22 protein-coding genes and 1 pseudogene are annotated in these 24,113 nt (G+C 63.5%); 10 read left to right on the top strand and 13 right to left on the bottom strand.

Annotated elements, in window-relative coordinates:
• The 4 genes and pseudogenes from BBA01S_RS47150 to BBA01S_RS43715 all read right to left on the bottom strand — a co-directional run.
• Positions 1-813, bottom strand: a pseudogene (locus tag BBA01S_RS47150) (hypothetical protein); the annotation flags it as partial.
• A 452-nt stretch (positions 814-1,265) separates the two neighbouring features.
• Positions 1,266-2,213: a DMT family transporter gene (locus BBA01S_RS31830; RefSeq protein WP_027819965.1), complete on the bottom strand. Its 948-nt coding sequence runs from the start codon at positions 2,211-2,213 to the stop codon at positions 1,266-1,268.
• Positions 2,214-2,326: 113 nt separating this feature from the next.
• Entirely contained in the window at positions 2,327-4,504 is a 2,178-nt protein-coding gene (locus BBA01S_RS31835) for a TonB-dependent siderophore receptor (protein ID WP_245641644.1), read from the bottom strand.
• A gap of 677 nt (positions 4,505-5,181) precedes the next feature.
• Entirely contained in the window at positions 5,182-6,309 is a 1,128-nt protein-coding gene (locus BBA01S_RS43715) for an MBL fold metallo-hydrolase (protein WP_042298254.1), read from the bottom strand.
• A gap of 302 nt (positions 6,310-6,611) precedes the next feature.
• On the opposite strand from BBA01S_RS43715, the gene BBA01S_RS43720 reads away from it, so the two are divergent.
• Complete coding sequence (locus tag BBA01S_RS43720; RefSeq protein WP_052391991.1) at positions 6,612-6,911, top strand: hypothetical protein; 300 nt, start codon at positions 6,612-6,614, stop codon at positions 6,909-6,911.
• A 68-nt stretch (positions 6,912-6,979) separates the two neighbouring features.
• Here BBA01S_RS43720 and BBA01S_RS31850 read toward each other — a convergent pair whose 3' ends face one another.
• The 6 genes from BBA01S_RS31850 to BBA01S_RS31875 form a co-directional block, all read right to left on the bottom strand.
• Positions 6,980-8,080 (bottom strand): porin, encoded by a 1,101-nt coding sequence (locus BBA01S_RS31850; protein ID WP_167336066.1) that lies wholly within the window; start codon positions 8,078-8,080, stop codon positions 6,980-6,982.
• A 207-nt stretch (positions 8,081-8,287) separates the two neighbouring features.
• Positions 8,288-8,992, bottom strand: coding sequence for a response regulator (locus tag BBA01S_RS31855; RefSeq protein ID WP_027819969.1), 705 nt, complete (start codon positions 8,990-8,992; stop codon positions 8,288-8,290).
• Positions 8,993-9,001: 9 nt separating this feature from the next.
• Positions 9,002-10,372, bottom strand: a complete 1,371-nt coding sequence (locus BBA01S_RS31860) for a sensor histidine kinase (RefSeq protein ID WP_027819970.1) — start codon at positions 10,370-10,372, stop codon at positions 9,002-9,004.
• 88 nt (positions 10,373-10,460) lie between these two features.
• Positions 10,461-11,339, bottom strand: a complete 879-nt coding sequence (locus tag BBA01S_RS31865) for an ABC transporter permease (RefSeq protein WP_027819971.1) — start codon at positions 11,337-11,339, stop codon at positions 10,461-10,463.
• A gap of 25 nt (positions 11,340-11,364) precedes the next feature.
• Entirely contained in the window at positions 11,365-12,162 is a 798-nt protein-coding gene (locus BBA01S_RS31870) for an ABC transporter ATP-binding protein (RefSeq protein ID WP_027819972.1), read from the bottom strand.
• A 74-nt stretch (positions 12,163-12,236) separates the two neighbouring features.
• The gene (locus tag BBA01S_RS31875) at positions 12,237-13,235 is read right to left on the bottom strand and encodes an ABC transporter substrate-binding protein (RefSeq protein WP_156966153.1); all 999 of its coding nucleotides are present in this window, start codon (positions 13,233-13,235) and stop codon (positions 12,237-12,239) included.
• A 251-nt stretch (positions 13,236-13,486) separates the two neighbouring features.
• Between BBA01S_RS31875 and BBA01S_RS47155 the strand changes: the two genes are divergently transcribed.
• Both BBA01S_RS47155 and BBA01S_RS31880 read left to right on the top strand, forming a co-directional pair.
• Positions 13,487-13,675, top strand: a complete 189-nt coding sequence (locus BBA01S_RS47155; protein WP_156966150.1) for a hypothetical protein — start codon at positions 13,487-13,489, stop codon at positions 13,673-13,675.
• A gap of 135 nt (positions 13,676-13,810) precedes the next feature.
• A complete protein-coding gene (locus BBA01S_RS31880) occupies positions 13,811-14,077 on the top strand; it encodes a hypothetical protein (protein ID WP_027819974.1) in 267 nt (88 codons plus the stop codon).
• A gap of 125 nt (positions 14,078-14,202) precedes the next feature.
• Here BBA01S_RS31880 and BBA01S_RS31885 read toward each other — a convergent pair whose 3' ends face one another.
• Positions 14,203-15,672: a coniferyl aldehyde dehydrogenase gene (locus BBA01S_RS31885; RefSeq protein ID WP_027819975.1), complete on the bottom strand. Its 1,470-nt coding sequence runs from the start codon at positions 15,670-15,672 to the stop codon at positions 14,203-14,205.
• Between the two features lie 108 nt (positions 15,673-15,780).
• Between BBA01S_RS31885 and BBA01S_RS31890 the strand changes: the two genes are divergently transcribed.
• Together BBA01S_RS31890 and BBA01S_RS31895 are read left to right on the top strand one after the other, a co-directional pair.
• Entirely contained in the window at positions 15,781-16,413 is a 633-nt protein-coding gene (locus BBA01S_RS31890) for a TetR/AcrR family transcriptional regulator (protein WP_042298255.1), read from the top strand.
• A 124-nt stretch (positions 16,414-16,537) separates the two neighbouring features.
• On the top strand, positions 16,538-17,239 hold the full coding sequence (locus tag BBA01S_RS31895; RefSeq protein WP_027819977.1) for a type 1 glutamine amidotransferase domain-containing protein: 702 nt from the start codon (positions 16,538-16,540) through the stop codon (positions 17,237-17,239).
• Positions 17,240-17,241: 2 nt separating this feature from the next.
• Here the strand turns inward: BBA01S_RS31895 and BBA01S_RS31900 are convergent, their stop codons facing one another.
• Positions 17,242-17,721 carry a MerR family transcriptional regulator gene (locus BBA01S_RS31900; RefSeq protein ID WP_027819978.1) on the bottom strand — a complete coding sequence of 160 codons (480 nt, stop codon included), beginning with the start codon at positions 17,719-17,721 and terminating at the stop codon, positions 17,242-17,244.
• A gap of 62 nt (positions 17,722-17,783) precedes the next feature.
• Positions 17,784-18,671: a hypothetical protein gene (locus tag BBA01S_RS31905; protein ID WP_027819979.1), complete on the bottom strand. Its 888-nt coding sequence runs from the start codon at positions 18,669-18,671 to the stop codon at positions 17,784-17,786.
• Positions 18,672-18,846: 175 nt separating this feature from the next.
• Here BBA01S_RS31905 and BBA01S_RS31910 point away from each other — a divergent pair, with 175 nt between their 5' ends.
• From BBA01S_RS31910 to BBA01S_RS31935, 5 genes are all read left to right on the top strand, one after another.
• Positions 18,847-20,088 (top strand): NADH:flavin oxidoreductase/NADH oxidase family protein, encoded by a 1,242-nt coding sequence (locus tag BBA01S_RS31910; protein WP_027819980.1) that lies wholly within the window; start codon positions 18,847-18,849, stop codon positions 20,086-20,088.
• A 93-nt stretch (positions 20,089-20,181) separates the two neighbouring features.
• Positions 20,182-21,165: a LysR family transcriptional regulator gene (locus BBA01S_RS43725; RefSeq protein WP_084162679.1), complete on the top strand. Its 984-nt coding sequence runs from the start codon at positions 20,182-20,184 to the stop codon at positions 21,163-21,165.
• Positions 21,166-21,418: 253 nt separating this feature from the next.
• The gene (locus BBA01S_RS31925) at positions 21,419-21,808 is read left to right on the top strand and encodes a Rid family hydrolase (RefSeq protein ID WP_027819981.1); all 390 of its coding nucleotides are present in this window, start codon (positions 21,419-21,421) and stop codon (positions 21,806-21,808) included.
• Between the two features lie 191 nt (positions 21,809-21,999).
• Positions 22,000-23,118, top strand: coding sequence for a porin (locus tag BBA01S_RS31930; RefSeq protein WP_042298271.1), 1,119 nt, complete (start codon positions 22,000-22,002; stop codon positions 23,116-23,118).
• 61 nt (positions 23,119-23,179) lie between these two features.
• Positions 23,180-24,016, top strand: coding sequence for a substrate-binding periplasmic protein (locus BBA01S_RS31935; RefSeq protein ID WP_042298256.1), 837 nt, complete (start codon positions 23,180-23,182; stop codon positions 24,014-24,016).
• The last annotated feature ends 97 nt before the right edge of the window (positions 24,017-24,113 follow it).

Below are 24,113 nucleotides of genomic sequence, written 5' to 3' on the forward strand. Positions count from 1 at the left end.
TGAGCCACCGTTACCACCCGAGCCGCCGCTGCCGCCTGAGCCGCCACTGCCACCTGAGCCGCCATCGCCCGAGCCGCCACCTCCCGAGCCGCCGTGGCCGCCGTCGCCTGAGCCACCACCGCCCCAGCCGCCGTGACCGCCGTCACCCGTGCCGCCTGAGCCACCCGAGCCACCCGAACCACCCGAACCACCCGAGCCGCCCGAACCGCCTGAAGCGCCTGAACCGCCCGAACCGCCCGAACCACCTGATCCGCCGCTGCCTCCATGGCCACCGTCGCCCGAGCCACCACCGCCCCAGCCGCCGTGGCCGCCGTCGCCCGAACCACCGCTGCCGCCCGAACCACCGCTGCCGCCCGAACCACCGCTCCCGCCTGAACCACCGCTACCGCCAGAGCCGCCGCTCCCGCCATTGCCACCATCACCTGAACCACCACTGCCACCCGATCCACTACCGCCTGCGCCATTCCCCCAACCGCCGTGTCCACTGTCGCCGGAGCCGCCGTCACTGCCTCCGCCGTAACCGCCATCCCCAGAACCACCCGAGCCCGAGCCCGACGACCCGGACGACCCCGGCGACCCCGAACTCGAACCCGATCCACCCGCAAAACCCCAACCGCTCGAACTACCCGGAAGCGAGCCTTGCGCCCATGCATAGCCCGGCCCGGATCCGCCCGCGACCGGCCAGCCTGTGTTTTGAATCGAGGAGCTCGTCGCCGATGTCGACGGCGCGTCGCCCGCTTGCGCCGAAGCCGCAAGCGACCACCACAGCAGAGCGCTCGCCGATGCAACAAGAGTGTGTTTGAAGGGAGCCATGATTAGTCCTTTCGCGAAAAAATCGCGACCTGATTGGTCAAAGGTGTAATCAGTGCCCCCGGTGAACCGCTGATTGGTCTTGCTCTATACGGTTGCTGGATGTCCGATACCGCGTGGTCGCGCGTCGCCTTGGTCTGTTTGCCGGGCGGGACGTGATAGCGTCGCGCCCGTATATGGCTGGATCGGTCGGTCGAGATTTGCAACTTCCGCGCCAATAAAAAAAGCGCAAATCGAATGTCGATTTGCGCTTTTAACGGCACTAGAAAGATGTGAAAGAAAGCTCGGCGAGCCTTGCTGGCGCGGGCGACTCAATCAGGGCATCGACGAACGCGACGCTGGCCCACAAGAAAGCGTTACGCAACAGCCGTTACGTTTTTGTATGCGATCGAACGTAACCTCGCCATCACGTTTCTTATCCTTCGGCATCCGAACATTATTCAGACGAAAACGACTTAAACCCCGGCCCCAGTCCTCACCCGTCCCTCGCGCAGAAAAATCTGCCGCACCACACTCTGCCCGTTGACAATCAACAAGCCCACGAGCACCAGCGCCGCCCCGCAAAGAAACGCCGCATCGACATGCTCGTGCAGCAGCACCACACCCAGCGCTACGCCAAAAAGCGGCGTCATGAAAGACAGCACGCCCAGGCGCGCCGCGTAGTAGCGCCGCAGCATCCAGAACCAGACCAGATAGCTCGCGAACGTCACCACGACCGTCTGGAAACCCAGACTGGCGATCGCAAACGGCGTCAAATGAAACTCGACCTGCCCGGTGATAAAAGCCAACGGCAGCAGCAACAGGAAAGCGCACGCAAGCTGACAAAACAGCGTCTGCGTAGCCGGCGCATCGCTCAGTCGCGTCGTGCGCACGGCCACCGTCGTCATGCCCCACGCTGCGCCGCCGCAAAGCCCCATGAAATCGCCGAGCATCCAGTCCGGCCCAGGCGTTGGCCCGCCGCCCAGGATTGCCGGGCCAAGAAACGCAATCGCGATCCCCACGAACGCCAGTGCAATCCCACCCCACTGCAAACCGCCCAGCCGCTCATCGGGCAACTTCAAGTGCAGCCCGATAGCGGCAAACATCGGCGCCGTATAAAGCAGCACGGCAATGTGCGATGCACTCGTCCAGCGCAGTCCCTCGGCGACGAACAGGAACTCCAGCGCGAACAACGCCCCCACCACCAACCCGGAACGCAGCGCAATGCCGGGCAGCCAGCGCTCGCGCAGCACGAAGCGGTTGACGAGCCAGACCAGCGCCGCCGCGCCGCCCGAGCGCAACCCGACCTGCAGCATGGGCGCGACATCGCCCGCCACGGCCTTGATCGCCACTTGCTGCGTCGCCCACATCAAACACAGCGTCACCATGATGGCGACAGCCGCGCCGTCTACATGCTTTCTCATCGCCGTCTCGCCGACAGTATTTTCTGATCGCGGTAGTATGGGTTCGGCGGGTTCCAGTCATATAGCGCAAAACTGACAACCCATAGCGACGGACTGCCAGCCTTGCATCCCGATCAAAAATCGATCTTCGCGTTCAGGCTGACCGTGCGCGGGTCGCCCGGCGCGATATAGCTGTCGTACTGGAACATCCAGTAGCGACGGTTCGTGAGGTTGTCGATGGCCGCGCGCAGCGTGACATCGTGGCCGCCAATGCGCGTCATATAGTTCGCGCCAAGGTTCACGAGCATGTAGCCGCCGGTCTCCAGGTCGCCAGCCGGACGCACGCTGGTATTGCCCGTGTACTTCGCGTCCGCGCCCACTTGCAGGCCCGGCACGAACGGCACGTCGTAGCTCACGCGCGCGGCGGCCGTGAACTGGGGCGCACCGGCCACGCGCTTGCCGTTGTACGTCTGCCCTTTCGCGTACCACGTGTCGAGCAGCATGATGTCGCCGCCCACCTGCCAGTTGCGGCCCAGGCGCACGCTGCCGCCTGCTTCGACGCCTTCGTAGATCGAGTCGCCGTCCTGCATCAGCACGTTCTGGCTGTTCGCATAGCTCGCGCCGCGCTCGATGCGGAACAGCGCCGCATTCACGCTCCAGCGCTCGTGTTCGGTCTTGATGCCCACTTCATACTGGCGCGAGCGCAGCGGATTCAGCACCGACCCGCCGTTCGCATAGGTATCGGCGACGATCTGGCCTGCCTCCAGCGATTCCAGGTAGCTTGCGTAGATCGTGGTGAGCGGATCGAGCTTGTACATCAGCGCGAAGGTCGGCGTGACGACGCCGTTCTTGCCGTACGAAGCCGTGGTCGCGCCCGACTCCGCGAAGGTCTCCTGGTCGTAGTTCGTGTAGCGCAGCCCCGCGAGCAGCGACCAGCGGCTTGTGATCTGCACGGTGTCGCTCAGGAACAGCGCCTTCTGGTTGATCTCGCTGGCGCGGTACTTCTCCAGGCCGCTACCCGAATAGAAGAAGTACGGGTTCTGCACATAGAGATTGCCCGCGCCGAGCGTGCCGCCCGCCGTGGTCTCTGCGTTGTTGTAGTCGTTGGTCTGGTGCTGGATCGACGCGCCGAACACGAGTTGATGCGTGAACGGCCCGGTCTTGACCTTGCCTTCGAAGGTGCCCTGCCAGTAGATATCCTGATGGCCTTCGTCGCCGTTCCAGCGGTAATCGGAATAGTCGCCCGCCTGGTTGGCCAGCGTGAGCGTGCTCTCGTTGCGGTCGCGCGCCGACTTGCTATAGCTCGCCGACGTATTGAAGCTCCAGTCCGGCGCGATCTGGTATTTCACGCCCGCGGTGTAGAGCTGCAGGCTGGTATTCAGGTGCTGACCGGCGCTGTTCAGCAGGTTGGTGCCGCCGCTGATCGTCGCGGGCAGGCTCGTGCCCGCATAGCTCGGCGAAACATAGATCGCGGGCGTCTGGCCGCTCGAACGGCTGGTCTGGTAGATCGCGTTGAAATAGACGTCGAGATCGCGCGTGAGCTGGCCGTCGAGCGCGAGCGCCACCGAATTGCGGTTGATATCGCCCGCGTTATAGGTCTTGCCCTGTTCGTGCGAGTAGTTGATGCGTGCGCCGAACATGCCGTCCGGGCCGAAGCGGCGGCTCAGGTCGGCGTGTTCGCTGATCACGCCGTCCATGCGATAGCCGATGTCGAAGCTCGTGACGGGATCCTTGCCCGGCTTCTTCGTCACGTAATTCACCACGCCGCCCGGCTGCGCGAACCCGTACATGAAGCCGCCCGCGCCCTTGAGCAGCTCCACGCGCTCAAGGTTTTCATAGGGCATGGTGATGCCGTACGAAATGAACGGATTGCCGTCGATCTTGAAGCCGTTCTGCCAGTCGATCGGCAGGCCGCGAATCGTGATGTAGGTCGCCCACGCGCTGTACGCATTGCTGTTGTCCGTCACCGACGCGTCGCCCGCGAACACATCGCCGAGCTTGTTGGCCTGGCGGTTCGCCAGATCCTCGCCCGTCACCACGGTCGTCGAGAACGGCGTATCGAGCTGCGAGCGCGTACCCAGCGCGCCATTCGAAACCGGCGTGGTCAGGTGCAGCGGCGTATCGTCGGCGGAGCTAGCGCTGACTTTGACGGCGGGCAGCGACTGCTCCGTGCTGCTCGTGCTGGCCGATCCTGTCGTGGCGGTCTGGGCGAAGGCGGTTTGCGCGGCGGCCGCAAAGGCGAGCCAGGCGGCAATCTGCAAAGGGCGGTGGAGCGAGCGCTCCGTGCGGCGTGCGAGTTGTGATGGATTCATGTCAGCCAGAGATCGGAGCGTCTCCCGCTCCAGAATGACAATGAGAAGTATTCTCATTACATAGGCCGCGCATGGTAGCAAAGGCGATTGCCTTTTGAAAGGTTTACGTCGCCCGCCGTCAGGATGTTGCATGGATGCGACGTCCGGGCAGCAAGATGCTCAATGACGAGCGGTTCGGGAACTCGGGAGGGGGAGGAAGCGGAATTTTTGACTGATCCGGCGAATTTTGAGACGCACGGTCAATCGTCAGCGGAAAAAACTGCTAACTTGGCTACGCCCAGCGTTTGAGAGACGCTGGGCGGAAAGACGGGGGACGCTCCGGCGCGCGCGGTCAGCCACGCGCCAGCGGCCCGCCAGGTGCGATATGCCGCGCAGGCCCACAGGGGAGCCGCGCAGTATGCATCGGCGGGCTGCCGCGCAGACCTGCGCCGGTGCAACGCGAACGCATCACGACAATCCACCGAGGGCCATAGCCGGCGGCCTGCTCACGATCCCGCGCCATGCGCGCTTTTCGACGAGTCACACCGACCGGCGCATGCGGTCCCGTTGCACTACGTCAGCGCTGACTGCGTAGCTATGCGTGGAATGAGCGTGCGCGCGGGAGTGTCCCTTCGCTTTTTAAGCGCTGCAAAAGCGCACCTGGGCAGACAACGATGCGCGTGTGCCCGCAGCGTCAATCAGGATCGCGCGCTGCCGGCTTCCCGGCACCAGCCTGCCCGCCGGCGGCCACCGCTTTCCACCTGCCCTTCTTCCGCCTCGCGCCACCAGCGCTCGCCGCGCTGCGGTTCGGCCAGATCGAGCCGCTCGCCCATGCGCGGCGTCGCCAGCGCCACACCACGCGCCGCCGCCAGCCCCATCACGCGCTCGAACGGCTCCTGCCAGCGATGCAACGCCAGATCGAAGGTGCCGTTATGGATCGGCACCATCCAGCGGCCACGCACGTCGAGATGCGCCTGCACGGTCTCCTCGGGCTGCATGTGCACGTACGGCCATTGCGGGTCATAGGCGCCCGTCTCCATGAGCGTCACGTCGAAGGGCCCCAGACGCTCGCCGATCATGCGGAAGTGCTCCGAGTAGCCCGTATCGCCGCTGAAGAACACGCGCAAATCGTCGTCGGCGATGGCCCACGACGCCCAGAGCGTGCGGTTGCCGTCGAACAGGCTGCGCCCCGAAAAGTGCTGCGCGGGCGCCGCCGTGAACGTCATGCCATCGATCTGCGCGCTCTGCCACCAGTCGAGCTGGCGCACTTTCTTTGCGTCGATGCCCCATTCGATCAACCGGTCGCCCACGCCGAGCGGCGTGAGAAACACGCCCGTCGTCGCCGCGAGCGCGAGCACGGTCTCGCGATCCAGATGATCGTAGTGATCGTGCGAGAGGATCACGCCACGCAGCGGCGGCAGGTCTTCGAGAGCAATCGGCGGCGCATGAAAACGCTTCGGGCCGAGCCGCTTGAACGGTGAGGCGCGTTCGCCGAACACCGGATCGGTGATCCAGAATTCGCCGCGCAGCTTGAGCAGCAGCGTGGAATGGCCAAGACGGTAGAGGCTGCGATCCGGCGCGGCGTCAAGATCCGCGCGGCTCAGCGGCGCGATGGGCAGCGCGGACGTGGGCACCGTGCCGCGCGGCTTGCGGAACAGCACGTTCCAGATGATGCCAAGGCTCTTGACGAGGCCTTCCTGCGGACGCGGCTGAACGTTGCGAAAGCGCTCGCCATCGTGCTGCGGCGAGCCGCCCGACAAGGCCCGCGAGCGCCGTGCGGCGGCAAACCCAAGCGTGCGGCCGAGGAAATCAGGGATCGATGCCATGAGCGCTTTCCAATGAAAAGTAGACTGTGCAGTGTAGTTTATCCTGAAAAAAAGTAAACTGCTGGGTGTAGCGGCGGGGGAGCATCGAGTCGCTGGATCGCTGGATCGCCGGATCGCCGGATCGTCGGATCGCTGGATCGCTGGATCGTCGTCATGTCGCGAGTCGCCGCGCCTGCCGGTAGCGCGTCACTTCACGCACTCCACGCACTCCACGTATTCGCAGCAAGAGTGATTTTCCAGATTCTCGCTAGCGCAGCGGCGCGCCCTGATCGAACATAAGACACCTCATTCAGGAGCGTGCCATGAAGATCCATCCGCTGATTCCCGTATTTGCCTGCGCGGCAGTGCTCTGGAGTACCAACAGTTTTGCAGCGCCGCCGCAATCGTCCTATGAAACGCCCGTCCATCTGTCGAGCGGCAAAGACCTGATTTGCGGCGTCAACCAGGCCGCGCCGTCGGGCGGCGCGGTGACGCTCACGCCGGGCGAACAGGCGCAAGCCGATGTGCTGGCGACGCAGCGTCTGCGTCTGCTAAGCGGGCCGTCGTCGCCCTATCCATCGGCCTACACTGCGCCGAGCGTCGCCTGCGCCAGCGCGGGTTGAAGCATCGCAGCGCAACGCAGCCGCACACGCACGCACGCCTTTGATGCAACGAAAGGCGTGCGCCCGGTTCAGAAGCGCGTGCGCACGCCCGTCGTCACTTCGACCTGATTGGTCGCGCCATAAGTCGAGCCGACCGTGTAGCCGCCGTGCAGCTTCATGAAGTCGCCTGCCAGATAGACCTCGGTGCGCTTGGAGAGGTGATAGAACACCGACCCATAAAGCGTTTCCTTGAAGCCGTTATGCAGGCCGCTGGTCGGATCGAACGCGCCGATATTGGCGTTCGGGATGTCGCCGTCCGCGTTATAGGCGGCGTTATGCGTGCGCATCTGCTGGTAGCCCAGTTCGTAATCGAATGCGCCCTTCGGCACGACCTTGAGCGACACCGTCCACGCATTGTCCTGACGCTGCCCCAGCGCGCCTTGGTTGCCCCAGTAGCGGAAATAACCCACATTGGCGCGCACGATGCCCAGGGAATAGTTGCCGCCCACCGAGAACGCCTGGTTCGTGAAGCCGTCGCGATTCACGTGGCTATAGAACGACGACGCCGTATAAGTCGGGCCGTTATAGCCCAGCGCAAACTGATAAGTCGAATTGCTGCCGAAACTCGTTGAATTGCCGAACGCATAACCCGCGCTCGCAAAAATGCCGTTGTCGAACACCTTCTTCCACGCCACGCCGTTGTTATAGCGGGTGCCGGTGGCGCTGCCGGCGTAAAAGATCATCTGCTTGAAGTTATTCGCATTCGTCCAGCCGCCCTCTTCCGTCGTCAGTTTCGCGTTGCCGTAGGGGTCGCCGTAAATCGCCGACGCATCGCGCGCGATGGTGTTCTGGAAACCCGCCGTGAACTTGCCGAAGCGCTCGTCTTCCAGGCCCACCCACGCGTCGCGGTCGAAGATCTGGCCCGGGTCTTCCATCTGACCGTCGCTCACGCGATATTCGCTTTCGAGCCGGAAGATCACTCTGGTGCCGCCGCCAATGTCCTCCGCGCCTTTCAGGCCCCAGCGGCTGCCGCTGAACCACGGCTCGCCGCCAATCCCCATCCCGATCACGTGGTCGCCTTTGGCGTCCGCGTGCGACTGATACGTGGGCACGCTCAAGTCGAGCAGGCCATAAAGCTGGACGCTCGACTGCGCGTGCGCGCCGCTTGCCGCCAATGCGCCGGCCACCATGGTGAATGCGAGATGCTGTTTCTTCAAGGTTGTCTCCTCAGAGTATTGCGTTCAATTTCTGATCGTTCCGCTGCCGATTCCTTGCCGGGTTGTTTCCACTTTTTTCCGGCCTGGTTCGCGTTCAGCGGATGAGACAAATCCTAGAGGGGTGAATCCTTCGTGCTCCTTTCGCGAATCATTGGCATCGCTAAGTGAATTCACCAATGTTTAACTGGCGGCTTGCTCAAGTTCGTCGTGCGCGACCTCGACCTTCGCGCGCAGGATATAGCCCAGCCCACGCAGCGTCATGATCTGCGCGCTCGACTGGGCGAGGTGCTTGCGCAAGCGATGGATATAGATGTCGATGGCGTCCGCGCTCGGCTCGTCGCTCAGGCTGAATATGCGCTCCATGAGCGCGTGCTTCGAGACCGTCTTGCCCTGTTGCAAGATGAGCGCCTCAAGTATCGAATGCTCGCGGCGTCGCAAGCTCAAGGTCGCGTCGTTGTGACGGAATTCGCGCGTGTCCGATACATAGTGCAGGTCGCCGCAGGTCAGGCAACCGGACTTCTCGCCCGATTGCCGCCGTATCAGCGCCTTGATGCGCGCGACCAGCTCGCGGCTGTCGAAGGGCTTCACGACGTAATCGTCGGCGCCCGCGCTGAAACACGCCACCTTGTCGTCGATGGAGCCATGCGCGGTCAGCATCAGCACCGGCACGTTGTCGCGCCGCCGCCGCAAGCGGTTAAGCACGTCCTTGCCGCTCATGCGCGGCAGACGCATGTCGAGCAGCACCACGTCGTAGCGCTGCGTGACCAGCACCGAATCCGCCGCTTCGCCGTCGATCACGGCGTCCACGGTGAACTGCTCCGCGCGCAGCAGGTTGACGATCCAGTGCGACAGTTCCGCGTTATCTTCCACCAGCAGCAATTTCATGCCGTCTCCTCATTCTGGCCAGATGGGTAAGCGCACCGTGGCGACGAGTCCAACGCGCTGCGCGCCTGGTGCGATCGCCACGGTGCCGCCATGCGCGCGTGCGACCTGGTGCACGATGGCAAGCCCCAGCCCGGTGCCTTCCGTATCCTGCGCCACGCGATAAAAGCGCTCGAAGACATGCGCGCGCGCTTCGGCGGGAATGCCCGGGCCATTGTCGATCACCTCCAGCACGGCCTCGTCGTTCTCGCGGCGGCACAACGCCGTCACGCTGCCGCCGCGCTGTGTGTAGCGGATCGCGTTGTCGACCAGGTTGAACGCGAGCGAAGCCATCAATCCTGCATTGCCCGCGATGCACACGCGCTCGTCCAGCTCCGCCCCCAGGTCGATGTCGCGATGCTGCGCGGCCTGGATCAATTCTTCGAGCACGGAAGACAGCACACCCGCAAGCTGGACACGCGTTTGAACACGCTGCGGCGTCATCGACTCGGCCTGCGCCAGCAACAGCAATTGACTCGTCAATTCGGCCATTTTCTGGCTGGTGCGTCGCACGCCGCTGAGCGCCGCCGGCAACGCGGGGTCACGCGCGTCGCACTGGCTCGCGAACTGCGTCTGCGTCGCGAGCAGCGTGAGCGGCGTGCGCAGTTGATGCGCGGCGTCGGCGATGAACTGGCGCTGCGTCAACGCATGCACCTTGAGACGCGCAATGCACTGATTGATCGCATCGACGATCGGCCTGAGTTCCGAAGGCAGATGATCGGGGCGAATCGGTTCGAGTTGCGACGGCTCGCGGTCGGCCACCTCGTCCTTGAGTTTCATGAGCGGACGCAATTCGAGCGTGAGGCCAAGCGGCACGAGCAGCAGCACCAGCGCGAGCATCAAGCCCTGGCGCAGCAGTTGGGGCCGCCAAAGCCCGTCGATCATCGCCTCGCGCGAAGCGACGGTCTTGCCGACGATCACGGTCACGCGTTCGGCGCGGCCTGAATCGTAGAGCAGGCGTTCGTAGGCCACCGCGCGGATCGGCATGCCCGCATAGGTGCTGTCGTAGAACGCGGGCAGCGCATGACCCGCGGACGGCACTGCGAGATCCGGCGCGCCGCCCAATAGCCGGCCCTCGCCGGACAGCACCTTGTAAAACACCTGATCCTGATAGGGCGACTCGAACAGCTCCAGCGCAGCCGGGGGAATCGTCGCGATGAGCGCACCGTTGTCCCAGTCGACGTCCTCGATGATCGTGCGCGCCGAAGCCAGCAACGCGCTGTCCTGCAACAGATCGGCAGTCCGGCGGGCGGCATCGTAGGACACGCCGCCCGCCACCAGCACGAATGCCGCAAGCGGCAACAACAGCCACAACAGCAAACGGGCACGCAGGCTATGCACCATTCACGCTCTCCAGTACAAAACCGTCCCGCGCCAGGCGCGGGACGGCAATCGTTGTATTGCGGTCGCTTGCAGCGACATCAGGCGACGTTCAGAACGCAGCGGGCCGCCATTTCAGCAGACGCTTTTCGACCGCGCTCAACAGATAATCCGTTGAGAGCGCAACCACCGCGAGCACGATCATCGCCGCGAACACGCCGCTTGCATTGAACGCGCCTTGCGCCGTCGAGATCAGCAGGCCAATGCCCTGCTTCGAGCCGAGGAACTCGCCGACCACTGCGCCCACGAGAGCAAAACCGAAGCTCACATGCAGGCTCGCGAGAATCCACGAAAGCGCGGACGGAATCACCACCGAGGTCGTCACCTGGCGTCGCGACGCGCCCAGGATCTGCGCGTTGGCGATCATGTAGCGGTCTGCTTCGCGCACGCCCTGGAAGGCATTGCCGAACACCACGAAGAACACCATGACGACCGCCAGCGCGACCTTCGACGCCATGCCCAGCCCGAGCGCGATCACGAACACCGAACCCAGCACGACGCGCGGAATCGAATTGGCGACCTTGATGTAGATGCTGAATACGTCCGAGAGCAACTTGTTGCGGCCCAGCAGCACGCCGCACACCACGCCGCCCGCCGCGCCAATCAGGAAGCCCAGCACGGTTTCTTCCAGCGTGACCCACACCTGCAACAGCAGGGGCCCCTGCGAGGTGCCGTTCTGGAACCAGTCAACGATCTGCAAAAAGATCAGCGACGGCATCGAGAAAAAGAACGGATCGATCCATTTATTGCGCCCGGCCAGCTCCCATCCACCCAGCACGAGAATCAGCACTAGCACGCGCAGGCCGATCACCAGCGCATGACGCTGACGGATGCGCCGTTGCGCGACGCGTTCGATCTGCGCCAGCGCGTTGAGGTCGATGGCCGCGTTCGGCGAAGCGGCCGGGGCGGTGGAGCGTGCGGGCGAAGTCATAGGCGATTTCCGGAGTTCAAGCGTGTCAGGCAATTTGCACCTCCTCGCGCAGGTCGTGCCAGATGTCACGCGAGATTTCGATAAAGCGCGGCTCGTAGCGGATCTCCGAGGTGATGCGCGGACGCGGCAGGTCGATTTCATAGACCTTCTTGAGCGTCGCGGGCCGTGCGGTCAGCACGAACACGCGATCCGCGAGCGCGATCGCTTCCTCCAGGTCGTGCGTGACGAACACGACCGATCCCGTGCCGCCCCACAATTGCAGCAGTTCGTCCTGCATCAGCGTGCGCGTCTGCATGTCGAGCGCCGAGAACGGTTCGTCCATCAGCAGGATCTCGGGGCGATTGATGAAGGTCTGCGCGAGCGCGACGCGTTTGCGCATCCCACCCGAAAGCTGATGCGGATAATGCTTGCCGAACTTGTCGAGGCCGACGCGGCGCAGCCACTCATTGGCCTCGTCATAGGCCGAACTTTTCGAGCGGCCACGGAACAGCGGCCCTGCCGCGACGTTGTCGAGCACGGAGCGCCACGGAAACACGGCGTCGGCCTGGAACACGAAGCCGATGCGCGGGTCAATGCCGTTCACCGGCGCGCCCATCACGCGCACTTCGCCCGCCGTGGGCTTGAGCAAGCCGGTAATCATGCTTAGGGTGGTCGATTTCCCGCAGCCGGTCGGCCCGACGATGGCAACGAATTCGCCTTGCGCGACGGCCATGCTGAAGTCGCGCAGCGCGACGGTGGCCTTGCCGTCGGGCGCGATGAACCGGCAAGACACCGAACGGAATTCGATGGCTGGCGCGGTGCTGGGGGTTGGAGCTTGCTTCATCAAAGGCATCTCACGGTAGATCAGGCGCCGCAACGGGCGCCGAAGGGGGCAACGCAGTCGCGTTCACCGCGACGTCACTTCGCGCTGACGAATTCGTTCGTCCAGGTCCTGGACAGATCGACGTGCTTGCCCTTGACCGAAGGGTTGAAGCTCGACAGCACCTTGAGCACCGTCGCGGGCCCGTCGGCGGGCATCTTGCCGTCGGCGGTATACATCGGCAGGGAGGCCTTGAGCGCGCTCACATAGAGCGCCTTGTCCTTCTGGTAGTCGTCGGGCATCTTCGCGGCGATCTCGTCCGCGCTGTGCGTGTGGATGAACTGCATCGTGCGCGCGAACGCATGCGCGAGTCGCGCGGCCTGCGCCTTGTGCTGGGCCGCCCAGGCGTCCTGCACATACAGGCTCGCGGCCGGGTACGTGCCGCCCAGCGCCGCCCGCGTGCCTTCGACCGTGCGCATGTCGACGAGCACCCTGGCGTCGCCCGACTTCTGCAACGCGGAGACGGTCGGCTCGGTGGTCATGCCAGCGTCGATGCGACCTTGCTTGACGGCGGCAATGAAGCTCGCGTCCGCGCCCACCGGCAGCATGGTGTAATCGGTCGATGCAATGCCGTGCTGTCCCGCAAGGTATTGCGTGAGAAAGCTGGTCGACGACCCAAGCCCGGTCACGCCCAGCGTCTTGCCCTTGACGTCGGCCATCGACTTGAGCGTGTCGGCCGCTTTGGAGGACACCATCTCCACTTCGCCCGGCACCTGGCCGAACACGACAATTGATTTGACATCCTTACCTTTTGTCTGGAGGTCGATGGTGTGATCGTAGAACCCCACGACGCCCTGCACGGCGCCCGCCAGCAACTCGTTCTCCGCATCGACGCCCGCCGGTTGCGAGAGCAACTCAACATCCAGTCCCTCGTCCTTGAAATAACCAAGCTGCTCGGTGAGGCGTGCAGGCAGATAAATGAGCTTGGTAATCCCGCCGACCATGATGGTGATCTTGTTGGCCGCTTCGTCGGCGGCCTGGGCAGGCGTGGCGCTGAGGGCAAACAACAGGCTGGCAGCGAGCGCAAGAGCCGGCATGCCGCGGCGCGGCGCGCAAGAAGTGAGTTGCATCGACTGTCTCCATTATTGTCAGCCAGCAGCACGATGCTGCTGGCCATTGATTAATGAGCGCATTCTATCGACGCGAACCCTTCTCAATGCTTTCGCAAACAGGCGGGAAATATGCGGGATTTCCATGAGCCACAACGGTTTTATTTCGATTTTTCTTGTTGAATAACAGTCGTTTTTATTCAACTCATGCAAGGTCGATTTATCGAAGCCCGTCAATCATGGCCAGACCCGATGCACGATCGAACGATAGCCGCTTCGCTGAGAGAATCCGCCCTACCCTGTGGACAATCGGCAAAGGCGATTTCTCCGGACAGCATTTACCTGGCATCCCTGATTTTATTGACCGGGTTACCGGACGCGAAAATGCCGATTTTGCAACGCACCATCAAATCGCGAAAATTCACTAAATAGCCCAAAAACAGGCCATAACTTGCTGCATCGCCGCAGATTTAGTTAGTGATCCGTCAGGGAATTCACTGAGTATTCGCGCCATAGCGGGTGTGCGACTCTATGTCTCAGTGCCATTCCCTATGGAGACAGGCATGCAATCAGAAAAGCTCAAGAATGCAAAGGTCGCCGTTTTCCTGAATCGGTCGGCGTTGTGTTTGCTGCTGTTACCGGTTGCGTGCCTCTGTTGGGCACTCAATGCGTACTCTCCCCAGAACGCATTCCTCCTGAGCTTCGTGCTCGCGACCTACTCCTGGCCATTCGCCGGCATCCTGTACATCGTATCGGCGGCGTTCCACGTCCGCACGCGCGATCAACGCCCCGAGCACGACGCCGGACTGCGCGAAGCGCACGGGCACTAAGCCCTGCGCTGTCCAGCCGGGCCGCTCGCTGCAGCGGGTCGAAGGAGCCGATGTTCGCTAACCAGGCCATGAGGTTTGGCCTGGTTCTTGCGGACGACCTCGACCCATGCGTTCTCAGTGCGTTGTCACTCGGCCATGCCCGGCCGGATCCGCTCTGTTTTGCGGCTCGCTCCTAGCGTGAATCCCAGCGCGAAGTCAGCGAACTTGCCAAACGGCGCTCGCAGCAGGCTGGGCAGGTTCCAGCGGCCCTGGACGAAGACGCCTTTTGCGTGGCTCATCGCGCGAAAGCCTTCAATGCCGTGATAGGCGCCCATGCCGCTTGAACCGACGCCGCCGAAAGGCAGGTCGTCCTGCGCCACGTGCAGCAGCGTATTGTTGATGCCCGTGTTGCCCGAGGTCGTGCGCGCGAGCAGCGTCGCGCATTCGTTGTCCTCGTTGCCGAAGTAATAAAGCGCGAGCGGGCGCGGGCGCGCGTTCACATAGTCGACCACCTCGTCGAGGGTTCGATATGTGCGCACCGGCAAAACAGGGCCGAATATCTCTTCCTGCATGATCGCGCTGTCGTCGCCCGCTCCCACCACGAGCGTCGGTGCAAGCGTATGCGGGCGCACGCGCGCGGATTCCGGCTTCACGCCGACCTCCACCACGCGAGCGCCACGGCTGCGCGCGTCGTCGACCAGTCCGACCAGGCGCTGATAATGACGCTCGCTTACGATCGAGGTGTAATCGCGCCCTGTTGGCCCGTGCGGATAGGTACGCGCCACCATCGTATCGAACTGCTTAATAAATAGCTCGACGTCGTCTTCGTGGACGAACGCATAATCCGGCGCGACGCAGGTCTGCCCGCCGTTCGCCAGCTTGCCGAAGACAATGCTGCCCAGGCTCCGCTCGTTGACGTGTCCGCGCGCAACGACAACCGGGCTCTTGCCGCCCAGTTCGAGCGTCACCGGCACCAGGTTCTCGCTCGCCGCTTTCATGACCTTGCGGCCCACCTGCGTGCTGCCCGTGAACAGCAAATGGTCGAACGGCAGCCCGCTAAACGCAGCGCCGACTTCCGGGCCGCCACATACGACGGCGACTTCGTCGGCGGGAAACGTGTCCGCGAGCATGCGCCGGATCACCTCGCTCGTACGCGGCGTCAATTCGGAAGGCTTGAGCATCGCCCGGTTGCCCGCGGCAAGCGCAGTGGCCAGCGGAATGATCAGCAGCGAAAACGGGTAATTCCAGGGCGCCATCACGCCAATCACGCCCTTCGGCTGATACTCGACCCAGGCGCGCCCGGCGCGATAGAACGCGCCCACGTGCCGCCGCTCGCGCTTCATGAAGCGCCGCAAATTGCGGGACAGATAGTCGATCGACTGGATCACCCCCACGAATTCCATGATGTCTGTTTCGTGGTGCGAACGATGGCCGAAATCGGCGCTGATCGCCTCTTTCACCTCGCTGCGATACGCGAGCACGGCCGCGCGCAGGCGGGCGAGGCTTGCCTTGCGTTGCGCAAGATCCGGCGCGCCGTTCCTGAGATACGCGTTGCGCTGGCGCCCCAGCAGATCGGCTGCATCGAGGCCATGAATGGGTTCGGCAGAAATGTTCATCGTGCACCTCACGAGAGACGGAAATGGCGGAATGTAGACACCGTCAACTTAACGATCCGGATAGTAGGAGTAGAATGTGTCTCCTGTCAACATTTGCATGAAACCCGCATGAATCGTGTGCCATCAGACGAATCGGCCGATCTCAAGCCCTATCACCACGGAGATTTGCGGCGCACGATCGTCGAAACCGCCCTGGAAATGCTGCATGAGCAAAAAGGCTGGCAGTTCACGTTGCGGGAGATCGCGCGGCGCGCAGAGGTCAGTCATTCCGCGCCCTACCGGCACTTCGCGGACAAGACCGCGCTGCTTCACGAACTCGCGCTGATCGGCTTCGATCGTCTGCGCGACGAACTGGTTGCGGCGCTCGATGCGGCGACGGATGCCCCCGCGCTTCTGCTTGCGCTGGCGTACGCGCATCTGCGCTTCGGCACGCAGAATCCGGAGCTTTATCGGCTGATGTTCAACACCGACGCGGGCGAGCCTTCCGATATCCACCTCGATCCGCGCACGCAGGCGCCCTTCCTGCTGGTGATCGACGTGCTGGAACACGGTCAGCGCGAAGGCACGATACGCGAGCGCTCGGCGCTGGGCCAGGCGACGGCGTGCTGGGCGCATCTGCATGGCCTGACGATGCTCGCGATCGATGGGCGGCTGGTGCCGGAGAAAGTCGGCGATCACGCCATCGAAGATGCGCTCGCCACGCTGCTCGACGGCCTGCTGCCCGGCAACGCCAGCGCCTGAAGGAACAGAGAGGAACTGAGCGGAAAAGTGCTTGACCTTCAGCTTCACTTGAACGTTATGGTTACGACTGCCGGCATCCTGTTGACAAGCCATGCCGGCAGCACATCAAGGGAAGCGATCCACCATGACCCACCGCGTACTGCATGTCGTCACCAACGTCGCCCACTACGACGACCCGAACGAACCCACCGGCCTGTGGCTCTCCGAGCTCACGCACGCGTGGCACGTCTTCGGGCAGGCCGGATTCGAGCAGCGCATCGTCAGCCCGCAAGGCGGCGTTTCTCCGCTGGAGCCGCGCTCGCTGAAGTGGCCGCTCGCCGACGCATCGGTCAAGGCATGGCTGAACGATAAGGATAGCCAGGCACTTCTGGCAACGACTGCGCGCCCCGACCAGATCGTTCCCGCCGATTTCGACGCGATCTATTTCACGGGCGGCCACGCGGTCATGTGGGACTTCCCGGACAACACCGCCCTGCAGCGCATCACGCGCGATATCTACGAGAGCGGCGGGATCGTATCGTCCGTTTGCCACGGTTATTGCGGGCTGCTCAATACGAGGCTTTCGGACGGCTCGCTGCTGGTCGCGCAGCGCCGCGTAACGGGTTACTCGTGGACGGAAGAAGTGCTGGCAGGCGTCGCGAAAAAAGTCCCGTACAACGCCGAAGAAGAGATGAAGCAGCGCGGCGCGCGCTACGAAAAAGCCCTGCTGCCGTTTGTCTCGAACGTCGTCACCGACGGCCGCCTGGTGACCGGGCAAAACCCGCAGTCGGCAAAGGCGACGGCCACGCAGGTCGCCGCGCTGGTTTCCCAGCAACGCCGCCGCTAGCCCTAGCCGCGCTTGAGCGTACGACGCTTCGCCTTGCGCAGCGTCGTGACGTCGGCGGCCACAAGCGTCGGCGCTTTGACCTGCCCGGCCCGGATGCGCGACAGCACGCGCTTCGCATTGTCGTTGCAATCCATGTCGTCGGGCTTTGCGTCGATTTCCGCCAGCAGCGCGACGAGATGCGCCTTGCTTTGCGCGAGCCGCATCTCCATCGCCTCGATGTCCTGCACCTTCGCCCGCAGCGTTTCGATCAAGGTGCCGTGCTGCCACTTCTCCATATCGAGCGGCAGCAGCATGCGGATTTCGTCGAGACTGAAGCCGGCCTGCTGCGCCGCCGTAATCAGTTCGAGCACGAGCACGGCTTCCGCCGAATAGCTGCGGTAACCGTTTGGCTCGCGACTGGCTTTCAGCAAGCCAATGTCTTCGTAGAAGCGAATGCGCGAAGCGGCCAGTCCCGTGCGCAACGCCAGTTCCCCAATTTTCATGTTCCCGTTACTCCCAGGCTCGGCCCCAATCGCGCCAGACACGATGATGGCACATTGACGCGTCAAAGCGGAGTGGGCAGATTCAGCACCACTTGCGCATCTTTCACCACATCCAGACGCACGATCGTCTTCACCCCCAGCCCGTCGAGCAACTGGGTGAGCGCGCCGCCATGGCGCTGCAGCTTGACGTCGCGCGGGAACAGACGCTGTGCGAACGAAAGCGTATTGGTCTGCACCGTCGCCTGGTGCCATTTACCATCGACCATATTGATCATCGTGTTCGTGCCCATATGCGATTGCGGCGCGACTTCGCGCAAGCGCGGCAGCGGCGCGCTCAAGGCCAGGTCAAGCGCGCCGTCGGGTCGTGCGATCTGGGCGCGGACATCGGGGCCGATGTTCACGTCGATGGCCGCGCGCCACTTGGGCAACTGATAGCCGTACACGCCACGCACACGCGCGATTTCCGTGCTGACGGGCAGCGCCAGCACATGGGCGAAGAAATGCCGCCGCCGCATCGCATTGCGCAGTTCCAGCGCATGCGAACCCCGCGCGCCGGGTCGACGGATCACCACGGCGACCGAGACTTCGTCATAGGGATCGTTGTCGCAGACCGCATACGAAAAGAAAGTCAGCGCCACCAGCCCATAGCCTGGAAACGCACGCAGCGGTTCGAGCGGTATTGGCAACATCGCACGCAGTCGCGACAAGGGCGCGAGAAACAGCAACTGAACCTGGCTGGTTCGATAGTAAAAATTCGGCGCCCAGGTCGGGCCGATTCGCGACGCCACCATCTGCTTCGGAATCCTGCGGAAAAAGTCGATATTGCCTGCCGCCGGGTCGCGCGCCACTTCGTCCAGATCCGGATTCATCCGGAATCGGTCGTAATAACCGCCTGCGGGAACTTCAACCTTGTGCGGCCCAAATTCGACCTGCGTAAACAGCCTGTCCATACTCGCCGACCTCTATCGATAGGTGAACCGGCAAGCCGTGCCGGCATACAGTTCCGGCGCTCACTTTAAGGTTGAAGTCAACTTGAAGGTCAAGCGTCGAATGCCGCAAAAAAGCGGTTGACATTCAAGTTACCTTTAACCTTAAAGTCGGAACACGATGAAACGAGGTGAACTCATGAACGTGTTCGACAAGTTAGCGTTACCCAACGGTTCGACCATCCCGAACCGCATTGCCAAAGCCGCCATGGAAGAGAACATGGCCGACGCCCATCACGCGCCCTCCGCGCAATTGATGCGTCTCTATCAATCGTGGGCGGAAGGCGGCGCCGGCCTGCTCATCACCGGCAACGTGATGGTCGACAGCCGCGCCATGACGGGCCCGGGCGGCGTGGTGCTGGAAAACGACCGGCACCTGGATGCATTCAGGAAGTGGGCGCGGACTGGCCGCGCGAAAGGCGCGCAGTTCTGGCTGCAAATCAATCATCCGGGCCGCCAGATGCGCGCCAACCTGGGCCAGCCGACGTGGGCGCCTTCGGCGATTGCGCTGTCGCTCGGCAAGATGTCGAAGCACTTCAACACGCCCCAGGCGATGACAACCGAGGTCATCGAAGACGTGATCCAGCGCTTTGCCCGCACGGCGCGCCTGGGCGAAAAAGCGGGCTTCACCGGCGTCGAGATTCACGCGGCGCACGGCTATCTGCTCAGCCAGTTTCTTTCGCCGCTCACCAACCAGCGCACGGATCAATGGGGCGGCTCGCTGGAGAACCGCGCGCGTCTGCTGCTGGAGATCGTGAAAGCGGTGCGCGCCGTGGTGTCTCCCAGGTTTGCGGTTGCCGTGAAGCTGAATTCCGCCGATTTCCAGCGCGGCGGTTTCAGCGCGGACGACGCCCGGCAAGTCGTGACGCTGCTCAACGACCTGCCCGTCGACCTGGTCGAGTTGTCGGGCGGCAGCTATGAAGCGCCGGCGATGCAAGGCGAGGCGCGCGACGGCCGCACGCTCGCGCGCGAAGCGTACTTTGCCGAATTCGCCCGCGATATCCGCACGATTGCCGCGATGCCCGTGATGGTCACCGGCGGCATTCGCCGCCAGGCCATCGCCGATCAGGTCATCGCGAGCGGCGTGGACATGGTGGGGATCGGCACGGCGCTCGCGATCGACCCGAACCTGCCGCGCGACTGGCGCGCAGGCAAGGACAACGCCCCGGCGCTGTCGCCCATCACCTGGAAGAACAAGCCGCTGGCGTCGCTCGCCAACATGGCCGCCGTGAAATTCCAGTTTCGCAGGTTGAGCCTTGGAAAGCGGCCTGATCCACGGGTGTCGCCGTTGCGTGCGCTGATCCTGCAGCAGTTGGGCGAGGTAGCGCGCACGCGCGAATACCGGCGCTGGATGGCGCAACAGACGATGTCGGCGCGCTAGCCGCCGCAGGACAGACAGCGCGTTTTTGAGCAGGGTTGACAGCAACGGGTTTTCGGGCGCAGATTCCAGCATCCTCGATGCGATGCGACGCTCATGACCCTTCAGCAGCTCCATTACTTTCTCGCCGCCATCGAACACGGCACTCTGTCCAAAGCCGCCGAGCAGTTGAAAGTCGCCCAGCCCAGCCTGTCCGACCAGATCATCCGTCTTGAAGAGTCGGTCGGCACCGCACTCTTCATCCGCACCAACCGCAAGCTGATGCTGACCGAGGCGGGCCGCCGCCTGCACCCGTTCGCGCTGGCGGCCACGACCGCCTCGCGCCAGGGCTACGAGGCCGTGAAGTCCGTGCGCGAACTGAAGGGCGGCGTGGCGAGCTTCGGCACCTTCGGCGCCGCGCATCACTATTTCCTGGCCGACCTGATCGAAGAATTCCGCACCCGTTATCCGGACGTTAAGCTCAAGATCGTCGGCAACAATTCGTCGGAGATCGCCGATGCGGTGAGCCAGGGCGAACTGGAAGCGGGCCTCGTCATGATTCCGCTCAACGAGCGCAACCTCACCTATAGCGAGCCGGTGTGGTCGGCGCGGGTCGGCTATATCAGCGCCGATCCAGCGCGCCTGAAAGGCCCCAAGACCATCGAGGATCTCGCCCGCGCGCCGCTGATCCTCACCGAGGCACGCTGGAATACCTCCGACCCGATCCGCCTGAACCTGCGCGCCCGCGCCCAGAAAGCCGGCGTGATCCTCAACCCCGTCATCGAGGTCGATCACCAGTCGACCGGGTTTGAACTCGCCGCGCGCGGTCTCGGCGACCTGATCGCCACGCAGCCCATCCTGCATCAACTCGGCTACCAGGATCGGCTGGGCTGGACGCCCATTGACCCGCCGCTGTTCGAAGTGTTCGCCTTCATTCACCGCTACGACACGCCGCTGTCCGCCGGCACCCGCGTACTGATCCAGATGATGCGCGAGCACCTTGCCCGCGTGCAGGGTCTTTATGCCCATCTAGACCTGCCGTCCGAGCATGCCCCCGCCGCACGCGAGACACCCGCGCGCCGCAACCGGGGAAACCACTAAGGCGTTTTCGCGCCGCCTCCCGGCGCGGCTCTTCTGCGTTTTCCTTCGCTTTCCTTCGCTGCCGATGGCGCGTCAGCCGCGCCCCGTCGGCCTGCGCGTCGCCTCGCACGCGCAGACGCCCGCTGCCTCCATCCGTGTCGCATAGCCATGTCCTATGGGAAGCATTGGCAAAGGGATTCTTCACGCGCGTTTTTGGCCTCCGGATACTCCACTCCACTCGATCCACGTTTCTTGTCCACCACGGAGTATCCGCATGAGCACTGTCACCGCCAACCGCCAGAAAATTTCCTCGGGCGGCGCCTATGAAAACGTCTTCGGCTATTCGCGCGCCGTTCGCGTCGGCGCGCATCTGCATATTTCCGGCACCTGCGCCCCGGCCGCGCACGAACGCAGCGACGCCTATACGCAAACGCGCGCGATTCTCGAAGTCATCGAAAAGGTGCTCGGCGAAGCGGGCATGAACCTGCACGATGTCGTGCGCACCGTCGTGTTCGTGCGCGATATCCACGATGCCGACGGCGTTGCCCGCGCGCACCTCGAAACCTTCGGCGAGATCCGCCCGGCCAGCACGCTGGTGCAGGTGGATTCGATGCTGCGCCCGTGGCAGAAAGTCGAAATCGAAACCTACGCAATCGCCGATTAACGCGCATTAGACATGGCCTCCGGCGCGCTGCGCACAAGGAGGCCCGCAGCAGGATCCACGGGCGCTTCAATCATCACAATAATTCGCATACCGAACGATAACAAGCGGACATCGACGCTTCCCACGCATTCGCATGCTTTCTTTGTTTGGAGAACAGGGTGAACAGCCACAAAAAACTCATTTTCGCCGCCATGGCGGCCGCGCTCTCGGGGACAGTCCACGCGCAGGCCTCGTCGGTTTCCCTATACGGGGTGATCGATACCGGGATCGACTTCACCAACAACAGCGGCGGCAAGCAGCTCTGGCACATGCAGGACGGTACCTATGACGGCCTGTACGGCAGCCGCTGGGGCCTGAAAGGCGAAGAAAATCTGGGCGGCGGACTGAAGGCGATTTTCAAGCTCGAAAACGGCTTCAACGTGGTGAACGGCACGCTTGCGCAAGGCAGCCGGATGTTTGGCCGCCAGGCATGGGTGGGCCTTGAGGACGAACGTTTCGGCACGCTCACGCTGGGCCGTCAATACGATTCGATCGTCGATTACGTGCAGCCCTTGACGCTGACGGGCAACTGGGGCGGCCTGGCGTTTCACGCGGGCGATATCGACAACACGGCCAATTCGTTTCGCGTCAACAACGCGATCAAGTATGCGAGCCCGAAGATCGCGGGCGTGACCTTCGGCGGCATGGTTGCGCTGAGCAATTCCAGCGCGGACGGCACCAGCAAGATCGGCATGTGGAGCGCGGGCGCGGCCTATTCGATCGGCAATTTCAATCTCGGCGCGGCGTATTTCTATGCGAAGCAACCGGCGACGCTCTTCACCGACGGCGACTTCACCGGCAACACCACGGGCGCAGCCGTGGGCGCGAGCGGCGCGTTCAGCTACGTGGGCAATCCGTCGAACGAGCAGATCATCGGCGCGGGCGCAACCTGGTTGATCGGCGCGGCCACGCTGGGTTTCAACTACACCAACACGCGCTTCGACGATGCGAACGGCACGACCGCGCAAGTGCGCTTCGACGATTACGAGGCATGGGGCTCGTATGCCATCACGCAGGCGGCAACCGTCGCCGCCGGTTATTCGTTCACCGATGGCGACATCGGCTATTCGTCGGCGCGGCCGAAATACCATCAGATCAATCTCGCCGCCGACTACAAGCTCAGCAAGCGCACCGAAGTCTATCTGTCCGCCGCATACCAGATCGCGGCGGGCGCCTCGCAACCGGCCGCGATTTTCGACGGCGTGGTCGGCAATGCGTCGTCATCGCAGCACCAGCTCGGCCTGCGCGTCGGCATCGCGCACAAGTTCTGATTCCATCCACCTGCTTTCGATGGCGCGGCCGCACCGCGCCCCACTCTCTTCGGGAGTCGTCATGAGCCTTTCCTTCAGCATTCGCCGTTGCGTACTCGTTCTCGCAGCCAGCGCCGGTATCGGCGCGCTGTTCATCGGCCCGGCCGCCCACGCGGCGGGCGACGCGCCCTGGCAAAAAGTGCGCGCCGACGGCGTCCTGCGCTGCGGCGCGGCGGCCTCGCCGCCCTATGTGATCCGCGACCCGCAGACGCAAAGCTACGAGGGCGCGTTCGCCGATCTGTGCCGCGGCTTCGCCGAACGCCTGAAAGTGAAGGCCGTGTTCGTCGATGCGACCTGGCCCAACCTCATCGCCGGTCTGCAATCGGACAAATGGGACATGGCGCTCTCGCTGAGCGACACGCCCGAGCGCGAAAAGGCCGTGAGTTTCTCCGCGCCCGTGTTCGATTCGAGCGTGACCTTCGCCTATGACAAGCGCAATCCGAAGCTTGCCAGCGCGCCGCATTCGATGGCCGACCTCAACCGCGCCGATCTCACGCTGTCCGTGATGGCCGGTTCCGTCGCCGACAAGGCCATCAGCGACGTGCTGACCAAGCCGCACATCATGCGCCTGCCGGACGCCGACGCCGCGCGTCTCGCGCTGCTCTCGAAACGCGCCGACGTCCTGGCCGACGATATCGCCACCAATATGCTCGTGACGGCGGCGCATCCCGAATCGCTCGTCGCCTTCAAGCCCGAACCCGCGCTCGCGCCGCTGCCCGCGAATTTCGGCGTGAGCAAGGCGCTGCCCGCAGCCGATCTCGCCTATCTGAACAGCTATATCGACGAGCAGAAAAAGGCCGGCGCAATCGACCGCATGATGGCGCAGGCCGTCAAGAAGACGCTGCAAGCCGCGAAGTGAAGCCCGCCTGCGCCGCCGATAAATGCTGAATGCTGAACGTCGCGGCGCAGCGGCGGTCATGCGCCCCTCGCTTGCCCCAAGTTGCACCCTATGCTGC

Source organism: Paraburkholderia bannensis NBRC 103871 (assembly GCF_000685015.1).
GTDB lineage: Bacteria > Pseudomonadota > Gammaproteobacteria > Burkholderiales > Burkholderiaceae > Paraburkholderia > Paraburkholderia bannensis.